Annotated in this window: 17 protein-coding genes; 8 read left to right on the plus strand and 9 right to left on the minus strand. The window is 56.4% G+C overall.

Annotation, left to right across the window (positions count from 1 at the left end; translation table 11 throughout):
• Positions 1-172: 172 nt before the first annotated feature.
• Positions 173-889, minus strand: coding sequence for an SOS response-associated peptidase family protein (locus P3C50_RS19780; RefSeq protein ID WP_275547273.1), 717 nt, complete (start codon positions 887-889; stop codon positions 173-175).
• A gap of 94 nt (positions 890-983) precedes the next feature.
• Between P3C50_RS19780 and umuD the strand changes: the two genes are divergently transcribed.
• The gene (gene umuD / locus P3C50_RS19785) at positions 984-1,415 is read left to right on the plus strand and encodes a LexA family protein (RefSeq protein ID WP_023082840.1); all 432 of its coding nucleotides are present in this window, start codon (positions 984-986) and stop codon (positions 1,413-1,415) included.
• On the plus strand, positions 1,402-2,679 hold the full coding sequence (locus tag P3C50_RS19790; protein WP_045428530.1) for a Y-family DNA polymerase: 1,278 nt from the start codon (positions 1,402-1,404) through the stop codon (positions 2,677-2,679). The genes umuD and P3C50_RS19790 overlap by 14 nt, the downstream gene beginning before the upstream one ends.
• Before the next feature lie 142 nt (positions 2,680-2,821).
• Here the strand turns inward: P3C50_RS19790 and P3C50_RS24185 are convergent, their stop codons facing one another.
• From P3C50_RS24185 to P3C50_RS19800, 3 genes are all read right to left on the minus strand, one after another.
• Complete coding sequence (locus P3C50_RS24185; protein ID WP_063540368.1) at positions 2,822-3,064, minus strand: hypothetical protein; 243 nt, start codon at positions 3,062-3,064, stop codon at positions 2,822-2,824.
• Positions 3,065-3,201: 137 nt separating this feature from the next.
• Positions 3,202-3,483 (minus strand): hypothetical protein, encoded by a 282-nt coding sequence (locus P3C50_RS19795; RefSeq protein WP_041106953.1) that lies wholly within the window; start codon positions 3,481-3,483, stop codon positions 3,202-3,204.
• 166 nt (positions 3,484-3,649) lie between these two features.
• The gene (locus P3C50_RS19800; RefSeq protein WP_031653269.1) at positions 3,650-3,883 is read right to left on the minus strand and encodes a hypothetical protein; all 234 of its coding nucleotides are present in this window, start codon (positions 3,881-3,883) and stop codon (positions 3,650-3,652) included.
• A 333-nt stretch (positions 3,884-4,216) separates the two neighbouring features.
• On the opposite strand from P3C50_RS19800, the gene P3C50_RS19805 reads away from it, so the two are divergent.
• Together P3C50_RS19805 and P3C50_RS19810 are read left to right on the plus strand one after the other, a co-directional pair.
• Positions 4,217-4,867, plus strand: a complete 651-nt coding sequence (locus P3C50_RS19805; protein ID WP_045428535.1) for a hypothetical protein — start codon at positions 4,217-4,219, stop codon at positions 4,865-4,867.
• Between the two features lie 6 nt (positions 4,868-4,873).
• Positions 4,874-6,028 (plus strand): helix-turn-helix domain-containing protein, encoded by a 1,155-nt coding sequence (locus tag P3C50_RS19810; RefSeq protein WP_062832659.1) that lies wholly within the window; start codon positions 4,874-4,876, stop codon positions 6,026-6,028.
• Positions 6,029-6,091: 63 nt separating this feature from the next.
• Here P3C50_RS19810 and P3C50_RS19815 read toward each other — a convergent pair whose 3' ends face one another.
• From P3C50_RS19815 to P3C50_RS19830, 4 genes are all read right to left on the minus strand, one after another.
• Positions 6,092-6,727 carry an AbiEi antitoxin N-terminal domain-containing protein gene (locus P3C50_RS19815; RefSeq protein WP_079767685.1) on the minus strand — a complete coding sequence of 212 codons (636 nt, stop codon included), beginning with the start codon at positions 6,725-6,727 and terminating at the stop codon, positions 6,092-6,094.
• A gap of 14 nt (positions 6,728-6,741) precedes the next feature.
• A complete protein-coding gene (locus P3C50_RS19820) occupies positions 6,742-7,005 on the minus strand; it encodes a BPSL0761 family protein (RefSeq protein ID WP_062832658.1) in 264 nt (87 codons plus the stop codon).
• A gap of 66 nt (positions 7,006-7,071) precedes the next feature.
• The gene (locus P3C50_RS19825) at positions 7,072-8,472 is read right to left on the minus strand and encodes a DEAD/DEAH box helicase (protein ID WP_062832657.1); all 1,401 of its coding nucleotides are present in this window, start codon (positions 8,470-8,472) and stop codon (positions 7,072-7,074) included.
• Positions 8,469-9,056: a hypothetical protein gene (locus P3C50_RS19830; protein WP_062832656.1), complete on the minus strand. Its 588-nt coding sequence runs from the start codon at positions 9,054-9,056 to the stop codon at positions 8,469-8,471. Before P3C50_RS19830 ends, P3C50_RS19825 begins: the two co-directional genes overlap by 4 nt.
• 104 nt (positions 9,057-9,160) lie before the next feature.
• On the opposite strand from P3C50_RS19830, the gene P3C50_RS19835 reads away from it, so the two are divergent.
• The 4 genes from P3C50_RS19835 (at position 9,161) to P3C50_RS19850 (ending at position 16,024) form a co-directional block, all read left to right on the plus strand.
• Entirely contained in the window at positions 9,161-9,382 is a 222-nt protein-coding gene (locus P3C50_RS19835) for a helix-turn-helix domain-containing protein (protein WP_173177978.1), read from the plus strand.
• A 371-nt stretch (positions 9,383-9,753) separates the two neighbouring features.
• Positions 9,754-12,594 (plus strand): DNA methyltransferase, encoded by a 2,841-nt coding sequence (locus P3C50_RS19840; protein ID WP_275547274.1) that lies wholly within the window; start codon positions 9,754-9,756, stop codon positions 12,592-12,594.
• Positions 12,595-12,711: 117 nt separating this feature from the next.
• The gene (locus tag P3C50_RS19845) at positions 12,712-14,823 is read left to right on the plus strand and encodes a DEAD/DEAH box helicase (RefSeq protein ID WP_177429728.1); all 2,112 of its coding nucleotides are present in this window, start codon (positions 12,712-12,714) and stop codon (positions 14,821-14,823) included.
• A complete protein-coding gene (locus P3C50_RS19850) occupies positions 14,816-16,024 on the plus strand; it encodes a GIY-YIG nuclease family protein (RefSeq protein WP_275547275.1) in 1,209 nt (402 codons plus the stop codon). The genes P3C50_RS19845 and P3C50_RS19850 overlap by 8 nt, the downstream gene beginning before the upstream one ends.
• 103 nt (positions 16,025-16,127) lie before the next feature.
• Here the strand turns inward: P3C50_RS19850 and P3C50_RS19855 are convergent, their stop codons facing one another.
• On the minus strand, positions 16,128-16,538 hold the full coding sequence (locus P3C50_RS19855; protein ID WP_268128026.1) for a hypothetical protein: 411 nt from the start codon (positions 16,536-16,538) through the stop codon (positions 16,128-16,130).
• Between the last annotated feature and the right edge of the window lies 1 nt (position 16,539).

Consider the following 16,539-nt stretch of genomic DNA (forward strand, 5'->3'; position numbering starts at 1 on the left):
AGTGCTTCATAAGCGCTCTGACTCGCCACCGGCGCTGATCGTGGCAAATGCTTAGGAAATCACTACGCCCAGGAGCAGTGGGCTGGGGCATACAAGATGCGAAAGTGTTTTTACACACTCTGGGCCGCTTCCCGCCAGTCGCAGCTGACTGGCGCATCTCGCCTCCGGTCGATCAGAGCCTGTCGGGTGGTTCCTTGGAATCAAGGGGGCCAATTAGCGCTGCCCCGGTGTTTTTCACGTTACCCACCGCCTTGCTGACCTGGTACCACTCGAATGCCTCGGACTGCAGACCCAGTTCCTGCACTATCTGCTCGGCACGCTGCGAAGTTGTGTTTGGGTCTATCCACTCTCGGGCCAAGTCCGCTGGCAGTACCACTGGCCGGCGATCATGGATATCCAACATGCCACCTTGGGCGTCGGCGGTGATGATCACGAACCCATCGTCTTCGCGAATCTCGCTGCCGGCGTGGGGGAGCTGGCCGATGGCGGCGAAGAACATCGGCTCGCCGCTGCGCAGGCGGATGAAGTAGGGTTTCTTGTGCTTCGGATCGGTCTCGTCCTTCACCCATTCATACCAGCCGTCAGCTGCGACCAGCGCGCGGTACGGCCATATCTGCTTGAAGAACTTGCCGCTCGCCACCGTCTCGGCGCGGGCGTTGATCGGTGCTGGCATCTTTCCCTTCTTCGCCCAGTGCGGTGCCCACCCCCATCTCACCGCGGCGATCGTCAGGCCCCCTCCCTCCGCGTGCAGCAGTTGCACGTTGGTCTGTGGTGCCACGTTATAGCGCTCGATCGGCAGGTTGTCGTAGCCGCCGATCACCTCCTGCTCGCTGTTCAGCTCCCGCAGGTAATCCGCCATCCCCTGATACTGCGCAAATCGTCCGCACATGACCGTCCGCTCGTCATCGCCTTTCTCATTCTGATTGTAGGTGGGTTGGTTTGTTTTATACTGTATATAAATACAGCATTATTACGGGTGCACTATGTCCTGCACGATCCTTGGGCCACTGAGCAGCAGCTCCGTGTGCCTGCCTTTGTATTCCTTCCGCGTCCCGGCCGGGTTTCCCTCGCCGGCGCAGGATCACATCGAAGCCGAGATATCCCTCGACGAGCTTCTCGACCTCCGCGCGCCGCATATGTATCTGGTGCGCATCAGCGGCGACAGCATGATCAACGCAGGGATGTTTGATGGCGACCTGGCTATCGTGAATCGGGCGATGGAGGGGCGGCCTGGCCTGATTGTCATCGCTGCGCTCAACGGCGATGCCTTGGTGAAGCGTTTGGCCAAGGAAGGCGAACAGATCGTTCTGCGGGCGGAGAACCAGGCCTACGCGCCGCGCTACGTACTCGAGGGGGATGAGCTACTGATCTGGGGCGTGGTCACCCACAGCGTGCGCTGCCATGCCCCAGGCTGAGTCGGCAATTGCCCTGATCGACTGCAACTCGTTCTACGCCAGTTGCGAGCGGGTGTTTCGCCCGGACCTGCTGCGTACGCCTATCGTCGTGCTGTCGAACAACGACGGCTGCGTGATCGCCCGCTCGGCCGAGGCCAAGGCGCTGGGCATCAAGATGGGTGAGCCGTATTTTCAGATCAGGCAAAAGCTTCGGCAGCACGGCATTTTTGCGTTCTCCAGCAACTACGCGCTTTATGGCGACATGAGTCAGCGGGTGATGACCATTCTCGAGGGGATGGCTCCGGTGCTTGAGGTGTACAGCATTGATGAAGCGTTCGCCGACCTGACCGGTATGCCTGGCAGTTTGGAGAGGTTGGGGCGGGAGATGCGTGCACGGGTGCTGCGCTGCACTGGCATCCCGGTGGGGGTGGGCATTGCCCAGACCAAGACCTTGGCCAAGCTGGCCAATCGTGCGGCGAAGCTATGGCAACGGCAGACCGGTGGGGTCGTGGACATCCGAAAGCCCGAAAAGCGCAACAGGCTCCTGCAGGTGATGGATGTCAGCGAGGTCTGGGGCATCGGCCGGCAGATGACCGCCCACCTGGCCGACATGAACATTCGTACTGCCTGGGATCTTGCCCAGGCTGACGCCTGGACACTGCGCAGCAAGTTCTCGGTAGTGGTGGAGAAGACGGCCCGTGAGCTGCGTGGCACATCCTGCCTGGCGCTCGAGGAGCAAGTACCGCCGAAGCAAGAGATCTGCTGCAGCCGGATGTTCGGCAAGCGTTTACATGAACTGCCGCCGATCCGCGAAGCGGTCGCCTCCTACACCGCTCGGGCTTGTGAAAAGCTGCGCGCGCAGCACTCCCTGTGCAAGAAGGTACGGATCAGCATTCGTACTGGCATGTTCAACCCGGACGAGCCGAAGTTCACCAAGGGCATTATCTGTGAGTTGCCCTATCCGACCGACGATACCCGACTGATAACCAAAGCCGCCTCCGCGGGGCTGGAACTGATCTTCCGGGCCGGCTTTGCATTCAGTAAGGCGGAGATCCTGTTGCTCGATCTGCGCCAGCGTGGCGAGTTCACTGATGACCTGTTCGTCGCGACACCGCCGATGGCTGCCGAGCGGGTGATGGGGGTGATGGATGCGATCAATGCACGATGGGGGCGTGGAACGATGCGACCTGCAGGGGTGCCGGCGAAACCGGACTGGGGCATGCGTCGGGAGATGATGAGCCCGAGCTATACGACGCGGATTGATCAGTTATGGACGGTAACGTAAGGGCTTGAGGCGGCTTACCCTGGAAGAGACAGGTGCCGGCCAAGAGCTGCCCGAGTGCGAACTGACTCGATCTAGTTGACTCAAGCGTTCACTGCCCCAGAGCAATCAGCGAGGCGTGGACTGACTGACGGCTGTTGCGGCTCTATGATGAAACCTGCCTGATATCCAACACGACCCAGACCTCATACCCTTTCTCCCGTGCTGTTTTCTCGGCCTCGAGTTGGGCAGCGAGAGTACTGATGGAACGGGAGCGGTGCTCGAAGCGGAATGGCGAACCACCGTTCTTACGCACGCTCAATTCAACGAGTGTGACGGTAGAGTGCTGTTTGGGTATGGGCTGCTTCGATTTCGAAGGCGCGAGGTCTAGGCCAAGCGCGCGCCGCATCTCGACTTCAGTGAGTTTTGCGCCAGTCAAGCGAGATCCCTAGAGCGATTGCCGGTGACGCCATTGTACCGAGAAGTCGTGCAGACATGGCCTGAGTTCGATGCTGGCGAGCCAATAACCTCATCTCTGCGATATGGCTACGAATCACCAAAGTAGTCATCGCGGGCGACTAGTCCGAATGGGCGCTCCTCGCAGGGCTGCTCATCGCTGAACAGATTCTGCGTGCGGCGCTCCTGCTTCAAAAACGCTAGTGCCGCGAAAAAGCAGCTTTCGCATAGATTGACTCGATAGCGTTCGCCATCATGCCCTGCGCCATAGCCCCAGAGCGCCTGAAGCGTCCCGAACTGCTCGCCGTACCCCGGCACCCTCGTACTGGTAGCGCATACATCGCAAATGGTGTCTTTATGGCTCTCTGTCACCGGGCAGACCTCATCTTCGTATTAAAAAGAGTAACCGAGGGCACTGCGCAACGGAGCGCCTTTTGCCAGTTTTCCAGCCCCGCTGCGTTAGCTCAAGCATGGTCTGGTGTGCCATGCCGGCGGTGGATATGGCAGGTCTTCGACAGATGCGGTTGGCGGTGGTTCGTCATGGTTGTCCGCTGCACGTTTCTTGCGTTGCGGGCGGCGACCACTCCATTCCCTCTTCGAGGATCGGATGGCTTTCACTAACGACGATCAACGGTTTGTTCCGATTCTCCAGCGCGAACATGGCGATGGAGCCTTCGACGTCCACCGCCGGCACCTCCCCCTGTGGGTCAAGCCTGCCAACCCAGACATATTGCCGGGTCTCCAAACATGCGAGGTAATACGAAATACCCATGCTTCCTCCGAATTTGAATCAAGTCTATTACTGTGCCAATCCGGAACGGGAGGCGGTACTGCCGCAAACATCAAATGTTATCGCCAGTGCATTTTTAACCCAGGTGCCGACGCTATTCTGCCCTAACCCAGCAGTCTGAAAGCGAAATTCTACAACTCGCTTGGTGCTCGAAACTGGGTCAATGAAATTCCGGCATGTGGGTGGAAAATGCACAGGCGGCAACACGCATGCTGCAACGTCCTCTCGGTCTCCCTCCGCGACGTGTGCTTCTTGTTTTTTTACCTCATTTGAGGAAGAATAACCGGAAGTCACCGTTGTGTTAGGAGTCCTCAGATGCAGGCTTGCCAGGTATTCAGTGATCAGGATGAAATCGCCGCCCGTCTTGAACAGTTGAGTCTGGAGCGCGAGCCACTGCGTGAGGCTATCAATCAAGCTCACCTACAGCGGGTTCGCCTGACTCCTAACCATCCCAGCATTTTTCCCGGCCTTGAAATGTGGGGCTGGTTGGTAGGAGCGGTGCGCGATCAGCTGCGCCCACTAGGGTGGGTCGCGCATGAACAGTCGAACTACCCTCTTACCGTTCACTCGGCGCTCAATCTCGCGATTGCTGTCGCATCGGGAGATAGCTATGTTGGAAATCTGCTGGGGATGCCGAGCAGCCGATCCAGGAAGGGTAAAAATACAGTTGATGCTGTTGAGCGGAACTGCCAGTTCGACATGTTTGATGACTTGCTGCCCGATCCGGAGGAGCTGCCTGAATCAGGCCCTCATGAGACCTGGATCCTGCTCCACCACACCGACACGGTGAAGAAGGAAATCCGCATCGAGCTCTCACGTCCATCGGGAATGGGTAAAGGCGGCAAGATCAATTTCTGGTCTGAACGCATCATGCTTGGCACCCTTGCTCTTGATGATGATTTCTTTGAGGTTACCTCCCCAGGCGGTCCGGATATCGACATCGAAATTCGCCGTAAAAGCTCGTGATAGATCATGTTTAATCCACAACGATTTGCGCTCGCCCGTCGCCGGCGAGGTATGAAAAAGCGTGAGCTTGCCACTCATATAGGAGTAACGGAGCGATCAGTCTCCGGCTACGAGAGTGGCACGCAGGAGCCTGAGCCTGGAACCCTGGCAAAAATCGCTAAAACGCTTCGGTTCCCCGAAGCGTTTTTCTTTGGTGATGATCCTGAGGTGCCAACGCCGGATGTTGCCAGTTTCCGGTCGCTCTCAAAGATGACTGCTGGCCTTAGGGATTCAGCTCTCGGTGCAGGCGCAATTGCGCTCCTGCTGAATGACTGGATCGAGCAACGTTTCGATTTGCCAGAGCCAGATCTTCCGGACCTGGGGTCCGAACGCGCTGCACTGACGAATTTTGAGGCGCTCGATAAGCTGGCACTATCACGCAGTGCCCAAGCGCCAGAGGCCGCTGCGGAGATGCTGAGGGCACACTGGGGTTTAGGTGAGCAGCCGGTTAAGAACATGATTGCGCTTCTTGAGTCGAAAGGCGTTCGTGTCTACTCACTTGCAATTGATGCAAAGGAGGTCGACGCGTTCTCGATGTGGAGTGGCGGCCGCCCATTTATGTTCTTGAATACCTTTAAGTCGGCCGAGCGTTGCCGCTTTGACGCAGCTCATGAATTAGGACATTTGGTTATGCACCAGCATGCCCACCCACAAGGACCTGATTTAGAGCGTGAGGCGAATGCCTTTGCGTCGGCTTTTCTAATGCCACGTGCAAGCGTTCTAGCAATGGCTCCACGTTCGATCACTATCAAAAGCCTCATCAAATACAAGAAGCTCTGGTCCGTTTCTGTGGCAGCCTTAAATTACCGGCTTCATAGCCTGGGGCTTTCCACGGAGTGGACTTACCGAACGCTGTGTATTCAGATTGCTCAAGAGGGCTATCGCACCGAAGAGCCGGAATCTATTGCTCATGAGCGGTCAGTGATCCTGGAGAAGATTTTCGCCGCGTTACGTGCAGATGGGGTTGGGAAAGCTGGCGTCGCGGGAGAACTGGCAATCAGTCCTGAGGAGATCAATGAATTGACGTTCGGATTGATGTTGAACGTGTTGAAGGGGCAGAGCGCTAACCCATCGGACTCTGGTGGGAAATCAGGTGCCCATCTTCGTTTGGTCAAGGGGTGAAGGGATGCCGCCGATGTCGCTTGGTCGGACTCGGCCAGCAACGGAAATCTGCCTGACAGAGCGTTAAGGAGCAAGCGTGTTGACGGTGTGTATGCGCGCTGACTGCTCCAACGCCATGCGCATCCATTTCGGCATTTTGCAGGCCATTAATGTGGTTAGGTCTTCAGGCCTGAGCACCTTCTTGATCGCGGCAATGCATTCCGGGGTCGAGCCGTCTTTACCGAGATAAAATAGTGCGCTGATAGCCGCCCCTACCTCGGTCCCGGCACGCTGCATGACCATTGGTGCCGCATGTACCAACCGGACCTCACCCTTACCTATAAAAAATGATCGGCTGGGTCCGCTGGTGTAATAGATCGGAATGAGCGGCATCTGGGTGCTCAGTCCAAACAACCTGACCGCATGAGCGCCATGAATCTGTAGAACATGGCGGTTCTGCCTAGCGATCAAGCTCACTACTTCCCATACATTTGGGCGAACCCGTGCAACGTATCGACTGGATTTCGGGCGCATGTAAATTCCTCGATGCACCCGTTCAAGTTCGCCTTGGCTGACCAGCCGAGCTACCGCCTTGGATATGGCGCCACGCGCTCCAAGCTCCGCAAAGCGGCTGATGCAGAAGGGTTGCCCTTTGGGTAAGCGCTTGACCCGTTGCGCAATGCGGGTGGATACCGACAGAGCAAAATCAGTGCTGGACATTGCGGCTCTCATTTCTATCGCGTGAAGTCCAATGACGAGCTGAACAGCGGCTGATGGAAAGCGATCACCCGCCGTCGATATTCATCATCCGGTGCATCGCTCAACAGGCACTCTTCAAGGCGCCCCAACGAGAGTATCTGGTCGGCCGACGGGTAGTGCCTGAGCAGGCTTTTCGCATAGCTGCGGATATCCTGAGGCAGCTCAGTGTTACGGGCGAGTTCTCGCAGGAACTCTTCGGTCTTGATGACGCTGCGGGTTCTTTCGTGAGGAAGGGTCAATGCGGCTATCTCCTGATTCAGTCAAGCACGTCTGCCGACGCTTGAATTCTGTCCTCCATACAAGCATCAAAAGCAAGCCAGCAACTGTTGCCGGTAGTGCTTGGAAAAGCTGACCAGATGGTTTGGCTCAGCGGCAGAGCCCCCCAGGGATAAGGTGCATGTAGCACCTGCCCCAATTACCTGCGCAATGCCACTTCCATTACTGTCATCCACGACATCGATATTGCCAGCAGCCCCAATCCAGCCAGATATTGAACCTGAAGTGGAGGCTGGCATCCCTACCTCGTTCAGCACTGCCAGGTCATCCGGTAGATCATCTGCAATTCTCTCAGCCAAGCACTGCAGTGTCGGCTCCGCTAACATGAACAGCCACGCCTGATTATCGGGCTCGCCTGTGCGCCGAAGCACTCGCCCCAGCACTTGTCGGTAATGCAGCTCAGTGCGGATGCGACTGAGGTAGCAGCACACCTGGAGTCGAGGAATGTCCGTGCCTTCGCTGATCATTCCAACTGCGATAATCCAACGGCAGGCGCTGTGTCTGAACGCATTGATAACCTGCTGCGCAGCCGGGGTTTTGTTGGTCACGATGCGGCAACCTTCACCCAGGGTTTCCAGGGCTAAGGCAATTTGCTGGGCGTGCTCGATGTCGGTGGCAACCACCAAGCCTGCCGCATCAGGCTTGATCAGGCGAAGCTCATCCAGCTTGCTGCACCCGAGACCGAGTAACTGATCAATCACCTCGTCATGACGCAACAGCTCTTCGTAGGTGACAGGGGACTCCCCCAATAGTTTGGCAATGCTGGGAAACATCCTGACAGTGCTCTCTGTGTCCAGCTCCTCGGTAAGTTTCACCTTCTGGTTGTCGAGCAGGACAATGCGAGGGGAGCGGCACACACCATCAGCAATGGCCTCTTTCAATCCGTAGCGGTAGTCGCAGATCAGGTGCCCCTCGGGCGTCGAGTAGCGGGCCAGGGCAATGGCCCTATCGTCCGAACGCCATGGGGTGCCGGAGAGGGCCAGGGTGAAGGTGGCCCTGTCCTGTACCCGCTGAAGAATCTGTTGGCCCCAGGTGTTGCTCAGGAGTACATCGTGGCCGGCGCAGTGGTGAATCTCGTCAAAAACCGCGAATACACGGTAGTCATCGAGGAGTCGCCAGAACGCCTCATCTCGGTATTCCATGGCTTGATAGGTGAACGCTGCCCCAACTGCGCCGAGTTGGCCATCCAAGCGTCTGCCGAGCACCGCAGCAAAGGACGAGCGAAAGCCCTCGACAACTTGGCAGGATGGTGCGAAGCAGAGCACCAGATCGATCCGGTCCTGCTCAAGCAGCCTGCTGGCCAGCTCTGCCGCCATACGCGTCTTACCGGCACCCGGCGTTGCCTGGCAGAAGAAGTGCGGCGTGGCAGTAAAGTGCTCCAGTGCCGCGTCGATGCAGCGGCGTTGCCAGTTTCGCAGCAGTGTGGTCATCGTGCGGAGGCAAGCGTCTTGAGTGTCTTCTCGATGGCGCGAAGATGGCCCAGCAGGCGCGAGCTTCGGTCTCTAGCTTCTAGGTACTCGCCTTCGACCTTATCCCGGAGATGCGGCATATCATCGAGGAGCAGCTTGTATCGCTCCGCCTCGCCCATCGATGCGAGGAAGTCCAGCCTGATTTCCTTGAGGAGCGCCTCCAGGTGCTGATCCGCATCGACTGATGGTTGCGGCACCGCCGCATTATCGAACGCTGACGGCTCCTGCTCTGGCTCACAAGCAGTCTTATGGCTGTTCTCGAACCCGTTGTCGATCAGCTCCAATTGCAGATGTGCCGGAATCGGCTGCAAGTGGTAGACCTGTCCCCGCGAACGGCGCTCTTCATCGAGCACAACCCAACCCATGCGCAGCATTCGGCGGATCTGCTCATACACATAGCGGCGCACATCACCGATACGGAAAGTCATGCCATCAAGGCGCTTGGCATAGGCATCACGCAGTTCACGCGTCGTGAACCTTGAACGCCCTTCCTCCTGAAGCAGCTCGTACAGACGCCTGTCGAAGGTAAACGAGGCCGATTTCATTGAGGCACCAGAAGAGTTAACGCAGAGGAAATGCGGATTATAATCCGTGGCTCCTACGTCCGCAAACACACGATAGTGCCGCCTCAACTGGAATTGAGACGGTCATGGATAAGTTGGCGAAGGCGTTAGGGGAACGCATCCGGACGCAGAGAAAGGCTTGCCGGATTTCTCAGGATGCTCTAGCGCTGGCCTGCAGTATGGACCGTAGCTATATGGGGCGAATCGAGCGTGGCGAAGTAAACATCACCGTCGAGAAGCTGTATCGAATCGCAAGCGAGCTCGCTTGCGATCCATCCTGCCTTCTGCCTCGGTTGTCAGAGCTGTAGCTCCGCGTCTGATCGAGAGCGGTGTTCAAGAAGGCCTGACCAGTCCGGGCCGAACTTCGCTCTCGGATGGCCCCTGCAACTGCAGACAACACTTGGAGGTCTGCGGCTTTTTCGCATTAAAGAAGCGCCTTCCTTTATCATCCCCCGGCATCGTGTAGTGGTTGATTTCCCGGTCACTGGCTCAGGGCGCTCGGCTGTCGCCGCCGATGGCATTAGGCATACGCCAATTCTGCTGAACAGAGCTGAGTTGCCGATGCTGACGCCAAGCCGACAGAGCAACATGTGCCGGCCAGGGGATGTAGCCATTACCCAAAATTTTTGCGGCCAAAGTCGCCGCCTTCGCGCATCAGCGATCTGGACAGTGGTAAACCATGAATGCAGTAGAAATTGAGTCCGCCATATCGGAGCTGGCTCTTGAGCCCTTTGACGCGGCAGAATTCCCGTTCTCCTTCTTGGCTGCATTTGGCAGAAAAGACGCAGAGATCAAGCGTCTACGCGCTGGCAACAACAACGCTTCGGACGTACCCGGCGGCGTACTACTGCGCAATAACATTCATATCGCCGCCTGCGAGCCCGGCACCGTGGGCGAAACGCTCAAGGCGCTGCGCACCAGCTCGGCCACCACAAAAGCCAAAGCCAAGTTCATCCTCGTCACCGACGGGCAAACGCTGGAGGCCGAAGAGCTGATCACGGGTGAAACCATCACCTGCGACTATCAAGACCTTCCCAACCATTTCGGTTTCCTGCTGCCGTTGGCCGGCATCTCCACCATCAAGGAGATCAAGGACAACCCCATCGACGTGCGCGCCACCAGCCGCCTGAACAAGCTGTACGTTGAACTGCTGAACGAGAATCCGGACTGGGCCAAGGCCGAACGCCGCCATGACATGAACCACTTTATGGCACGGCTGATTTTCTGCTTCTTTGCCGAAGATACCGACATCTTTCCGGGCGATGGCCTGTTTACCAAAACGGTAGAGCAGTGCAGCGAGCGCGACGGCTCCAACACCGGCCAGGTACTGTCTGAAATCTTCCGTGCCATGAACATCAAGAAGGCCGAGCGTATCAGTGCCGAACCGCGCCTACCCAGCTGGGCCAATGCTTTCCCTTATGTGAATGGTGGCCTTTTCTCTGGCAGTACAGACACACCACGCTTTACCCGAGCAGCACGTGTCTATCTTAGAAATGCCGGCGAGCTGAGCTGGGAGAAAATCAATCCAGATATCTTCGGTAGCATGATTCAGGCAGTGGCCGATGATGAAGAGCGCAGCGCACTAGGCATGCACTACACCAGCGTGCCGAATATCCTCAAGGTGTTAAACCCGCTGTTTCTCGATGATCTACGCGCGCAACTAGATACTGCAGGCGATAACAAATCCAAGCTGCTTAACCTACGCAAGCGTATGGCACGCATCCGCGTATTTGACCCAGCATGCGGCTCCGGCAATTTCCTGGTTATCGCCTACAAGCAGATGCGCGAGATCGAGGCGGAGATCAATCTCCGCCGGGGGGAGGCTCACAATAAGTCCGAAATACCGCTGACCAACTTTCGCGGCATCGAGCTACGCGACTTTCCGGCAGAAATTGCCCGGCTAGCGTTGATCATTGCCGAGTTTCAATGCGACGTGCTGTATCGAGGCCAGCAGGATGCACTGGCCGAATTTCTGCCACTGGATTCGCAGAACTGGATTGTGTGCGGCAACGCTTTACGCCTGGATTGGTTAAGCATCTGCCCACCAACGGGAACTGGGGTGAAGGTGGTTGGTGATGACTTGTTCAGCACCCCGTTGGATCAGACAGAGATCGACTTTGAGAATGAAGGAGGAGAAACGTATATCTGTGGTAATCCACCATATGTCGGCGCGACAGTAAAAGCCCCGAAAGGTGCCAGCAAAGAAGTTAAGGAGAGATTGAAAAAAGAAGATGAAAGCCGCAAGGCAGACCTACAATCCATCTTTAGTCATCGTACGAGAACATGGAAATCACTTGATTATGTTTCTGGCTGGTTTATGAAGGCAGCGGACTACGGCAGCCAAACCAAGACCACGACTGCTTTTGTATCAACAAACTCCATTTGCCAGGGGCAACAAGTTCCAGCCTTATGGCCGCTTATTTTTTCAACGGGCCATCAAATCACATTCGCGCACACCTCATTTAAGTGGACCAACTTAGCCGCACACAACGCAGGCGTAACAGTTGTGATTGTTGGCATCTCATGCCAAGCCAGCAAGAAGCGCCACCTGTATGCTCTGGACAAAGACGGGAATTTTTCCGTAAAAGAAGCCGATAATATAAACGCCTACTTGGTTCCCGCACAAAATATAATTGTCGCAAAAAGGCCTACCCCCATTAGCGGGCTTAGCACCATGACAAAAGGGAGCGCCCCTACTGACGGGGGAAATTTATTGCTCGATAGAGACGAAATTGAGTCACTCAAACTGACCGAACATCAGCAGCAACAAGTTGTGCGTCGATTCCTTGGCTCGGAAGATTCTATCCAAGGGAAAGAGCGCTTCTGTCTATGGCTGAGCAAATCGACTGAAGCGGAACTTTTGGCCAACACACAGATTTCCGAACGGCTGGCCGCCGTAAAATCTATGCGTATGGATAGCGACAAAAAGCCGACTCAAGAACTGGCTAAGACGCCACATCTGTTTGGCGAGATCCGCCAGACAGGTGATGAGCATCCGTTCATCATTCCGCGCCACAGTTCTGAAAACCGTGATTTTTTGCCTTTTGCGCTTGGAGCTAAAGGTGACATTGTCGCTGACAGCGCTTCAGCTTTATATGACGCCCCACTTTGGAATATGGCGATCTATGCCTCTCGCTTACACCTTGTCTGGATCGCTACAATTTGCGGCAAGATAAAAAGTGACTTTCGCTACTCCAATACCCTCGGTTGGAACACATTCCCTGTACCGCTGCTCACCGAACAAAATAAGGCCGATCTTACTGCTTGCGCCGAGGCTATTTTGCTGGCCCGCGAAGCCCACTTCCCCGCCACAATTGCTGACCTGTACGACCCGGAAAAAATGCCGGACAACCTGCGCCATGCCCACGAGCACAGCGATGAAGTGCTGGAGCGCATCTATATCGGTCGGCGTTTTAGAAACGATACCGAACGTTTGGAAAAGCTGTTTGACCTCTACACCAAGATGACAGCAGACACGGCAAAGGCCACGCCGAAACAGTCTCGAGGGAAAAAGGCATGAGCGATACCCTTGCTAACCTGACCACGCCCCCCGAAGGCTACAGCGAGTGGTTAGCTGATCTCAAAGGCTGCATCCACAATGCCCAGGCGACGGCACTCTCACGGAGGAAGAATCACAGTGACTAACACTACCAACCCGACCAACAGCTACACAGTGCCGTCGGTATCCATTGCTACCGCGCATACTGGGGCATCCAGCAAGGCCAATGAGCTGGGCATGCGTACCATGCAGGAACGCGCCTATACCAAGCGCGGCGAACAGTATCTGCTGATCAAATCGCCACCGGCATCAGGCAAGTCCCGCGCCCTGATGTTTATCGCTCTGGACAAGCTCCACAACCAGGGACTGCAGCAGGCCATAGTCGTAGTGCCGGAACGTTCCATTGGCGGCAGCTTTGCCGATGAGCCGCTGAGCCAACATGGCTTCTACTGGGACTGGCAAGTAGCCCCACAGTGGAACCTGTGCAATGCCCCAGGCATCGATGAGCCGCGTGTGGCCAAGTCCAAGGTAGATGCAGTGCGCGCCTTCCTGAACAGCAGCGACAAGGTGCTGGTCTGCACCCATGCCACCTTCCGCTTTGCCGTGGAAGAGTTGGGCATTGACGCCTTCGACAACCGCCTGATTGCCATCGACGAGTTCCACCACGTTTCCGCCAACCCGGACAACAAATTGGGTAGCCAACTGAGCGCGTTTATCAACCGCGACAAGGTGCATCTGGTTGCCATGACCGGCTCCTACTTCCGTGGTGACAGCGAGGCCGTGCTGGCCCCGTCGGAAGAGAACAAATTTGAGACAGTCACCTACACCTACTACGAGCAGCTCAACGGCTACCGCTGGCTCAAGTCGCTGGATATTGGCTACTTCTTCTACACCGGCCGGTACGTGGATGCGGTCGCCAAGGTGCTGGACCCGGCACTGAAAACCATCGTCCACATTCCAAACGTAAATGCCCGCGAGAGCCTCAAGGACAAAGAGCGCGAGGTCAACGAGATCATGAGCGCGCTCGGCGATTGGCAAGGTGTAGACCCGACCACCGGCTTTCACCTGATCAAAGCCAAGGACGGCCGCACGCTGAAAGTGGCCGACCTGGTGGATGACAGCGACCCAGGCAAACGCTCCAAAGTGCTCGGCGCATTGAAAGACCCGGCGCAGAAAAACAACCGCGACAACGTCGATGTGATCATCGCTCTGGGCATGGCGAAGGAGGGCTTTGACTGGATCTGGTGCGAGCATGCGCTGACCATCGGCTACCGTTCGAGCCTGACCGAAATCGTGCAGATCATTGGCCGTGCCACCCGCGATGCAGAAGGTAAAGAGCGCTCACGCTTCACCAACCTGATCGCAGAGCCAATGGCTGATCAAGCAGCTGTAGCCGAAGCGGTAAACGATATGCTCAAGGCCATTTCTGCCAGCCTGCTGATGGAACAGGTGCTCGCCCCGCGCTATGAGTTCACCCCGAAAGATACCGGGCCGAAAGAAGGCTTCAATTATGGCCCGGAGGGGTATCAACCGGGCGGCACCAACCTGGGTGTGAATGAAACCACGGGCCAGTTCCATGTCGAGATTAACGGCCTGACCACGCCGCAAAGCACAGAAGCCACGCGCATCTGCAAAGAAGATTTGAACGAGGTGGTGACCAGCTTCCTGCAGGACAAAACCGTGCTGGAGCGCGGCCTGTTCGATAAGGAGAACACCCTGCCGGAAGAGCTGACTCAACTGCGCATGGGCAAGATCGTGCGCGAGCGGTACCCCGATTTGAGCGACGTCGACCAGGAAGCCATCCGCCAGCACGCCATCGCCGCCATGAACATTACCCAGCAGGCCAAGTTGGCTCTGGCGCAGGCAGATGCAAACGGTAGCGACAACGTGCAGGGCAGCACAGCACTGCTTGATGGCGTGCGCAAATTCGTTAACGTGCGCGAGCTGGACATTGACCTGATCGACCGCATCAACCCCTTCGATGCCGCCTATGCGGTACTGGCGAAGGCAATGGATGAAAAGTCTCTGCGCCAGGTTCAGGCCAGCATTGCTGCCAAGAAGGTGAGCATCCCCGAAGATGAGGCGCGAGAGCTGGCCAAGCGTGCCCTGCAGTTCAAGAACGAGCGCGGCCGCCTGCCCGACATCAACTCTGCCGATGCCTGGGAAAAACGCCTGGCTGAAGGCGTAGCAGCATTGGCACGCTACCGCGCCCAAGCCAAAGCGGCGCAGGGGGAATCCGCCAATGGCTGATATGAACGATGACGACCTGCTGGATGCATTGGGGGTAGAAGTTTCCACGTTCAAGAAAGCCACTCGAACCCCTCGCGAAGAACGCATCATCTCAGGCTTCGAGGACATTCAGCGCTTCTATCAGACCCACGGCCGCGCTCCGCTGCATGGCGAAGACCGCGACATTTTTGAGCGCTTGTATGCCGTGCGCCTAGATCAACTGCGCAAACTGCCAGAGGCACAAACCCTACTGGCCGGTCTGGATACTCACGGCCTACTGTCAGGTACTGCGGTCACCACGACTAATGTGGATGACCTGGATGAGGACGCCTTGCTCGCCGAGCTTGGCATCGGCAGTGAGTCCGTCGAGCAGGACGACATCACGGTACTGCGGCATGTGCGTTCCAGTGCGGCAATAAAGGCGGCAGAAGAGATGGCCGCTCGGAACCCCTGTAAAGACTTCGAGAAGTTCAAGCCGCTGTTTGATGAAGTGGAAGTAGGCCTGAAGCAAAAGCGCTGGGTGACCAAGCCTTTTGGCAAGAACGCCAGTATTGAGGCTGGAGACTTCTTCATTCTGAGCGGGCTCATTGCCTACGTCGCAGAAGTCGGGGACACCTACAAAACGCCGAATGCGGAGACGAATGGGCGTTTGCGCGTCATCTACTCCAATGAGACGGAAAGCGATCTATTGCTACGATCCCTACAGCGGGCGCTTTACAAGGACAGTGAGGGGCGTGCCGGATCTCGGCTGATCAAGGTCGACTCAGGCCCACTGTTCAGCGACATCGCCGAGCCGGACGACATAGAAAGCGGCACTATCTATGTGCTGCGCAGCCAGTCTAACCACCCCTTCGTGGCCGAGCACCGCGAGCTGATCCACAAGATCGGCGTAACCGGAGGCCGAGTGGAAACCCGCATCGCAGGCGCAGACAAAGACGCCACCTACCTGCTGGCTGATGTGGAGGTGGTCGCTACTTACAAGCTGCACAACCTGAACCGCACCCGGCTGGAAAACATCTTCCACCGCCTGTTCGGCGCGGCGCAGCTGGACTTGACCATCGAAGACCGCTTCGGCCATCCGGTCAAACCTAGGGAGTGGTTTCTGGTGCCGCTGCATGTGATTGATGAGGCGGTTGAGCGCATTCGAGATGGGTCGATTACCGGTTTTGCGTATGACCCGCAAACAGCTCGCCTAGTCAGCGAAGGGGCAATTAAAGCGTGATGGTCATATCCGGGAGAAAGCAATTCTTCTCTCCTGGATGCCCCCTTGGATTGCACACCAAGCGTGTGCCCAATACGGCATAGTCGAGGAGGTGTACGAATGATTAGCCATTTTGTATCTCTTCAGGTCTTTTCTTGATCAAGGCATAGAGATCAAGGTTGGGAATGGCATTGGCGTTCAAAAGCATCCTCTCAATCATACGCAGTTGCTCTGCATTATTTCTTTTGAGAACCGCAACCTCAGCCTTCAAGTGCTCTATTTGCTCCACAAGCTTTACTTCAGAAGCAGTTATCTTTGTGAGCAGGGAAGGAGTTGTGCCACGAAGTTGAGCTTTTTTATTCTTATAATATGTATTGATACCGACATAAGTGCATAGGGTTTGTCTAGTTGTTTTTATGCCAAGCTCAAGCTCTACCTTAGCGACCAGCGCGTCCCAAGTCAGCTTACCTACCCACTTAGCTAACATAATCTCAATTTTACGCTGTTGCTGAGCTGATATTTTTGGTACTACCACA

Source organism: Pseudomonas sp. Marseille-Q0931 (genome assembly GCF_940789645.1).
Taxonomy (GTDB): Bacteria; Pseudomonadota; Gammaproteobacteria; order Pseudomonadales; family Pseudomonadaceae; genus Aquipseudomonas.

Excerpts from the sequence above, each read along its gene's own strand:
- P3C50_RS19780 (WP_275547273.1), bottom strand. The coding sequence starts at position 889 with ATGTGCGGACGATTTGCGCAGTATCAGGGGATGGCGGATTACCTGCGG.
- P3C50_RS19825 (WP_062832657.1), bottom strand. The coding sequence starts at position 8,472 with ATGACCACACTGCTGCGAAACTGGCAACGCCGCTGCATCGACGCGGCA.
- P3C50_RS19830 (WP_062832656.1), bottom strand. The coding sequence starts at position 9,056 with ATGAAATCGGCCTCGTTTACCTTCGACAGGCGTCTGTACGAGCTGCTT.
- P3C50_RS19815 (WP_079767685.1), bottom strand. The coding sequence starts at position 6,727 with ATGTCCAGCACTGATTTTGCTCTGTCGGTATCCACCCGCATTGCGCAA.
- P3C50_RS19790 (WP_045428530.1), top strand. The coding sequence starts at position 1,402 with ATGCCCCAGGCTGAGTCGGCAATTGCCCTGATCGACTGCAACTCGTTC.
- P3C50_RS19805 (WP_045428535.1), top strand. The coding sequence starts at position 4,217 with ATGCAGGCTTGCCAGGTATTCAGTGATCAGGATGAAATCGCCGCCCGT.
- P3C50_RS19850 (WP_275547275.1), top strand. The coding sequence starts at position 14,816 with ATGGCTGATATGAACGATGACGACCTGCTGGATGCATTGGGGGTAGAA.
- umuD (WP_023082840.1), top strand. The coding sequence starts at position 984 with ATGTCCTGCACGATCCTTGGGCCACTGAGCAGCAGCTCCGTGTGCCTG.
- P3C50_RS19800 (WP_031653269.1), bottom strand. The coding sequence starts at position 3,883 with ATGGGTATTTCGTATTACCTCGCATGTTTGGAGACCCGGCAATATGTC.
- P3C50_RS19840 (WP_275547274.1), top strand. The coding sequence starts at position 9,754 with ATGAATGCAGTAGAAATTGAGTCCGCCATATCGGAGCTGGCTCTTGAG.
- P3C50_RS19835 (WP_173177978.1), top strand. The coding sequence starts at position 9,161 with ATGGATAAGTTGGCGAAGGCGTTAGGGGAACGCATCCGGACGCAGAGA.
- P3C50_RS19810 (WP_062832659.1), top strand. The coding sequence starts at position 4,874 with ATGTTTAATCCACAACGATTTGCGCTCGCCCGTCGCCGGCGAGGTATG.
- P3C50_RS24185 (WP_063540368.1), bottom strand. The coding sequence starts at position 3,064 with ATGCGGCGCGCGCTTGGCCTAGACCTCGCGCCTTCGAAATCGAAGCAG.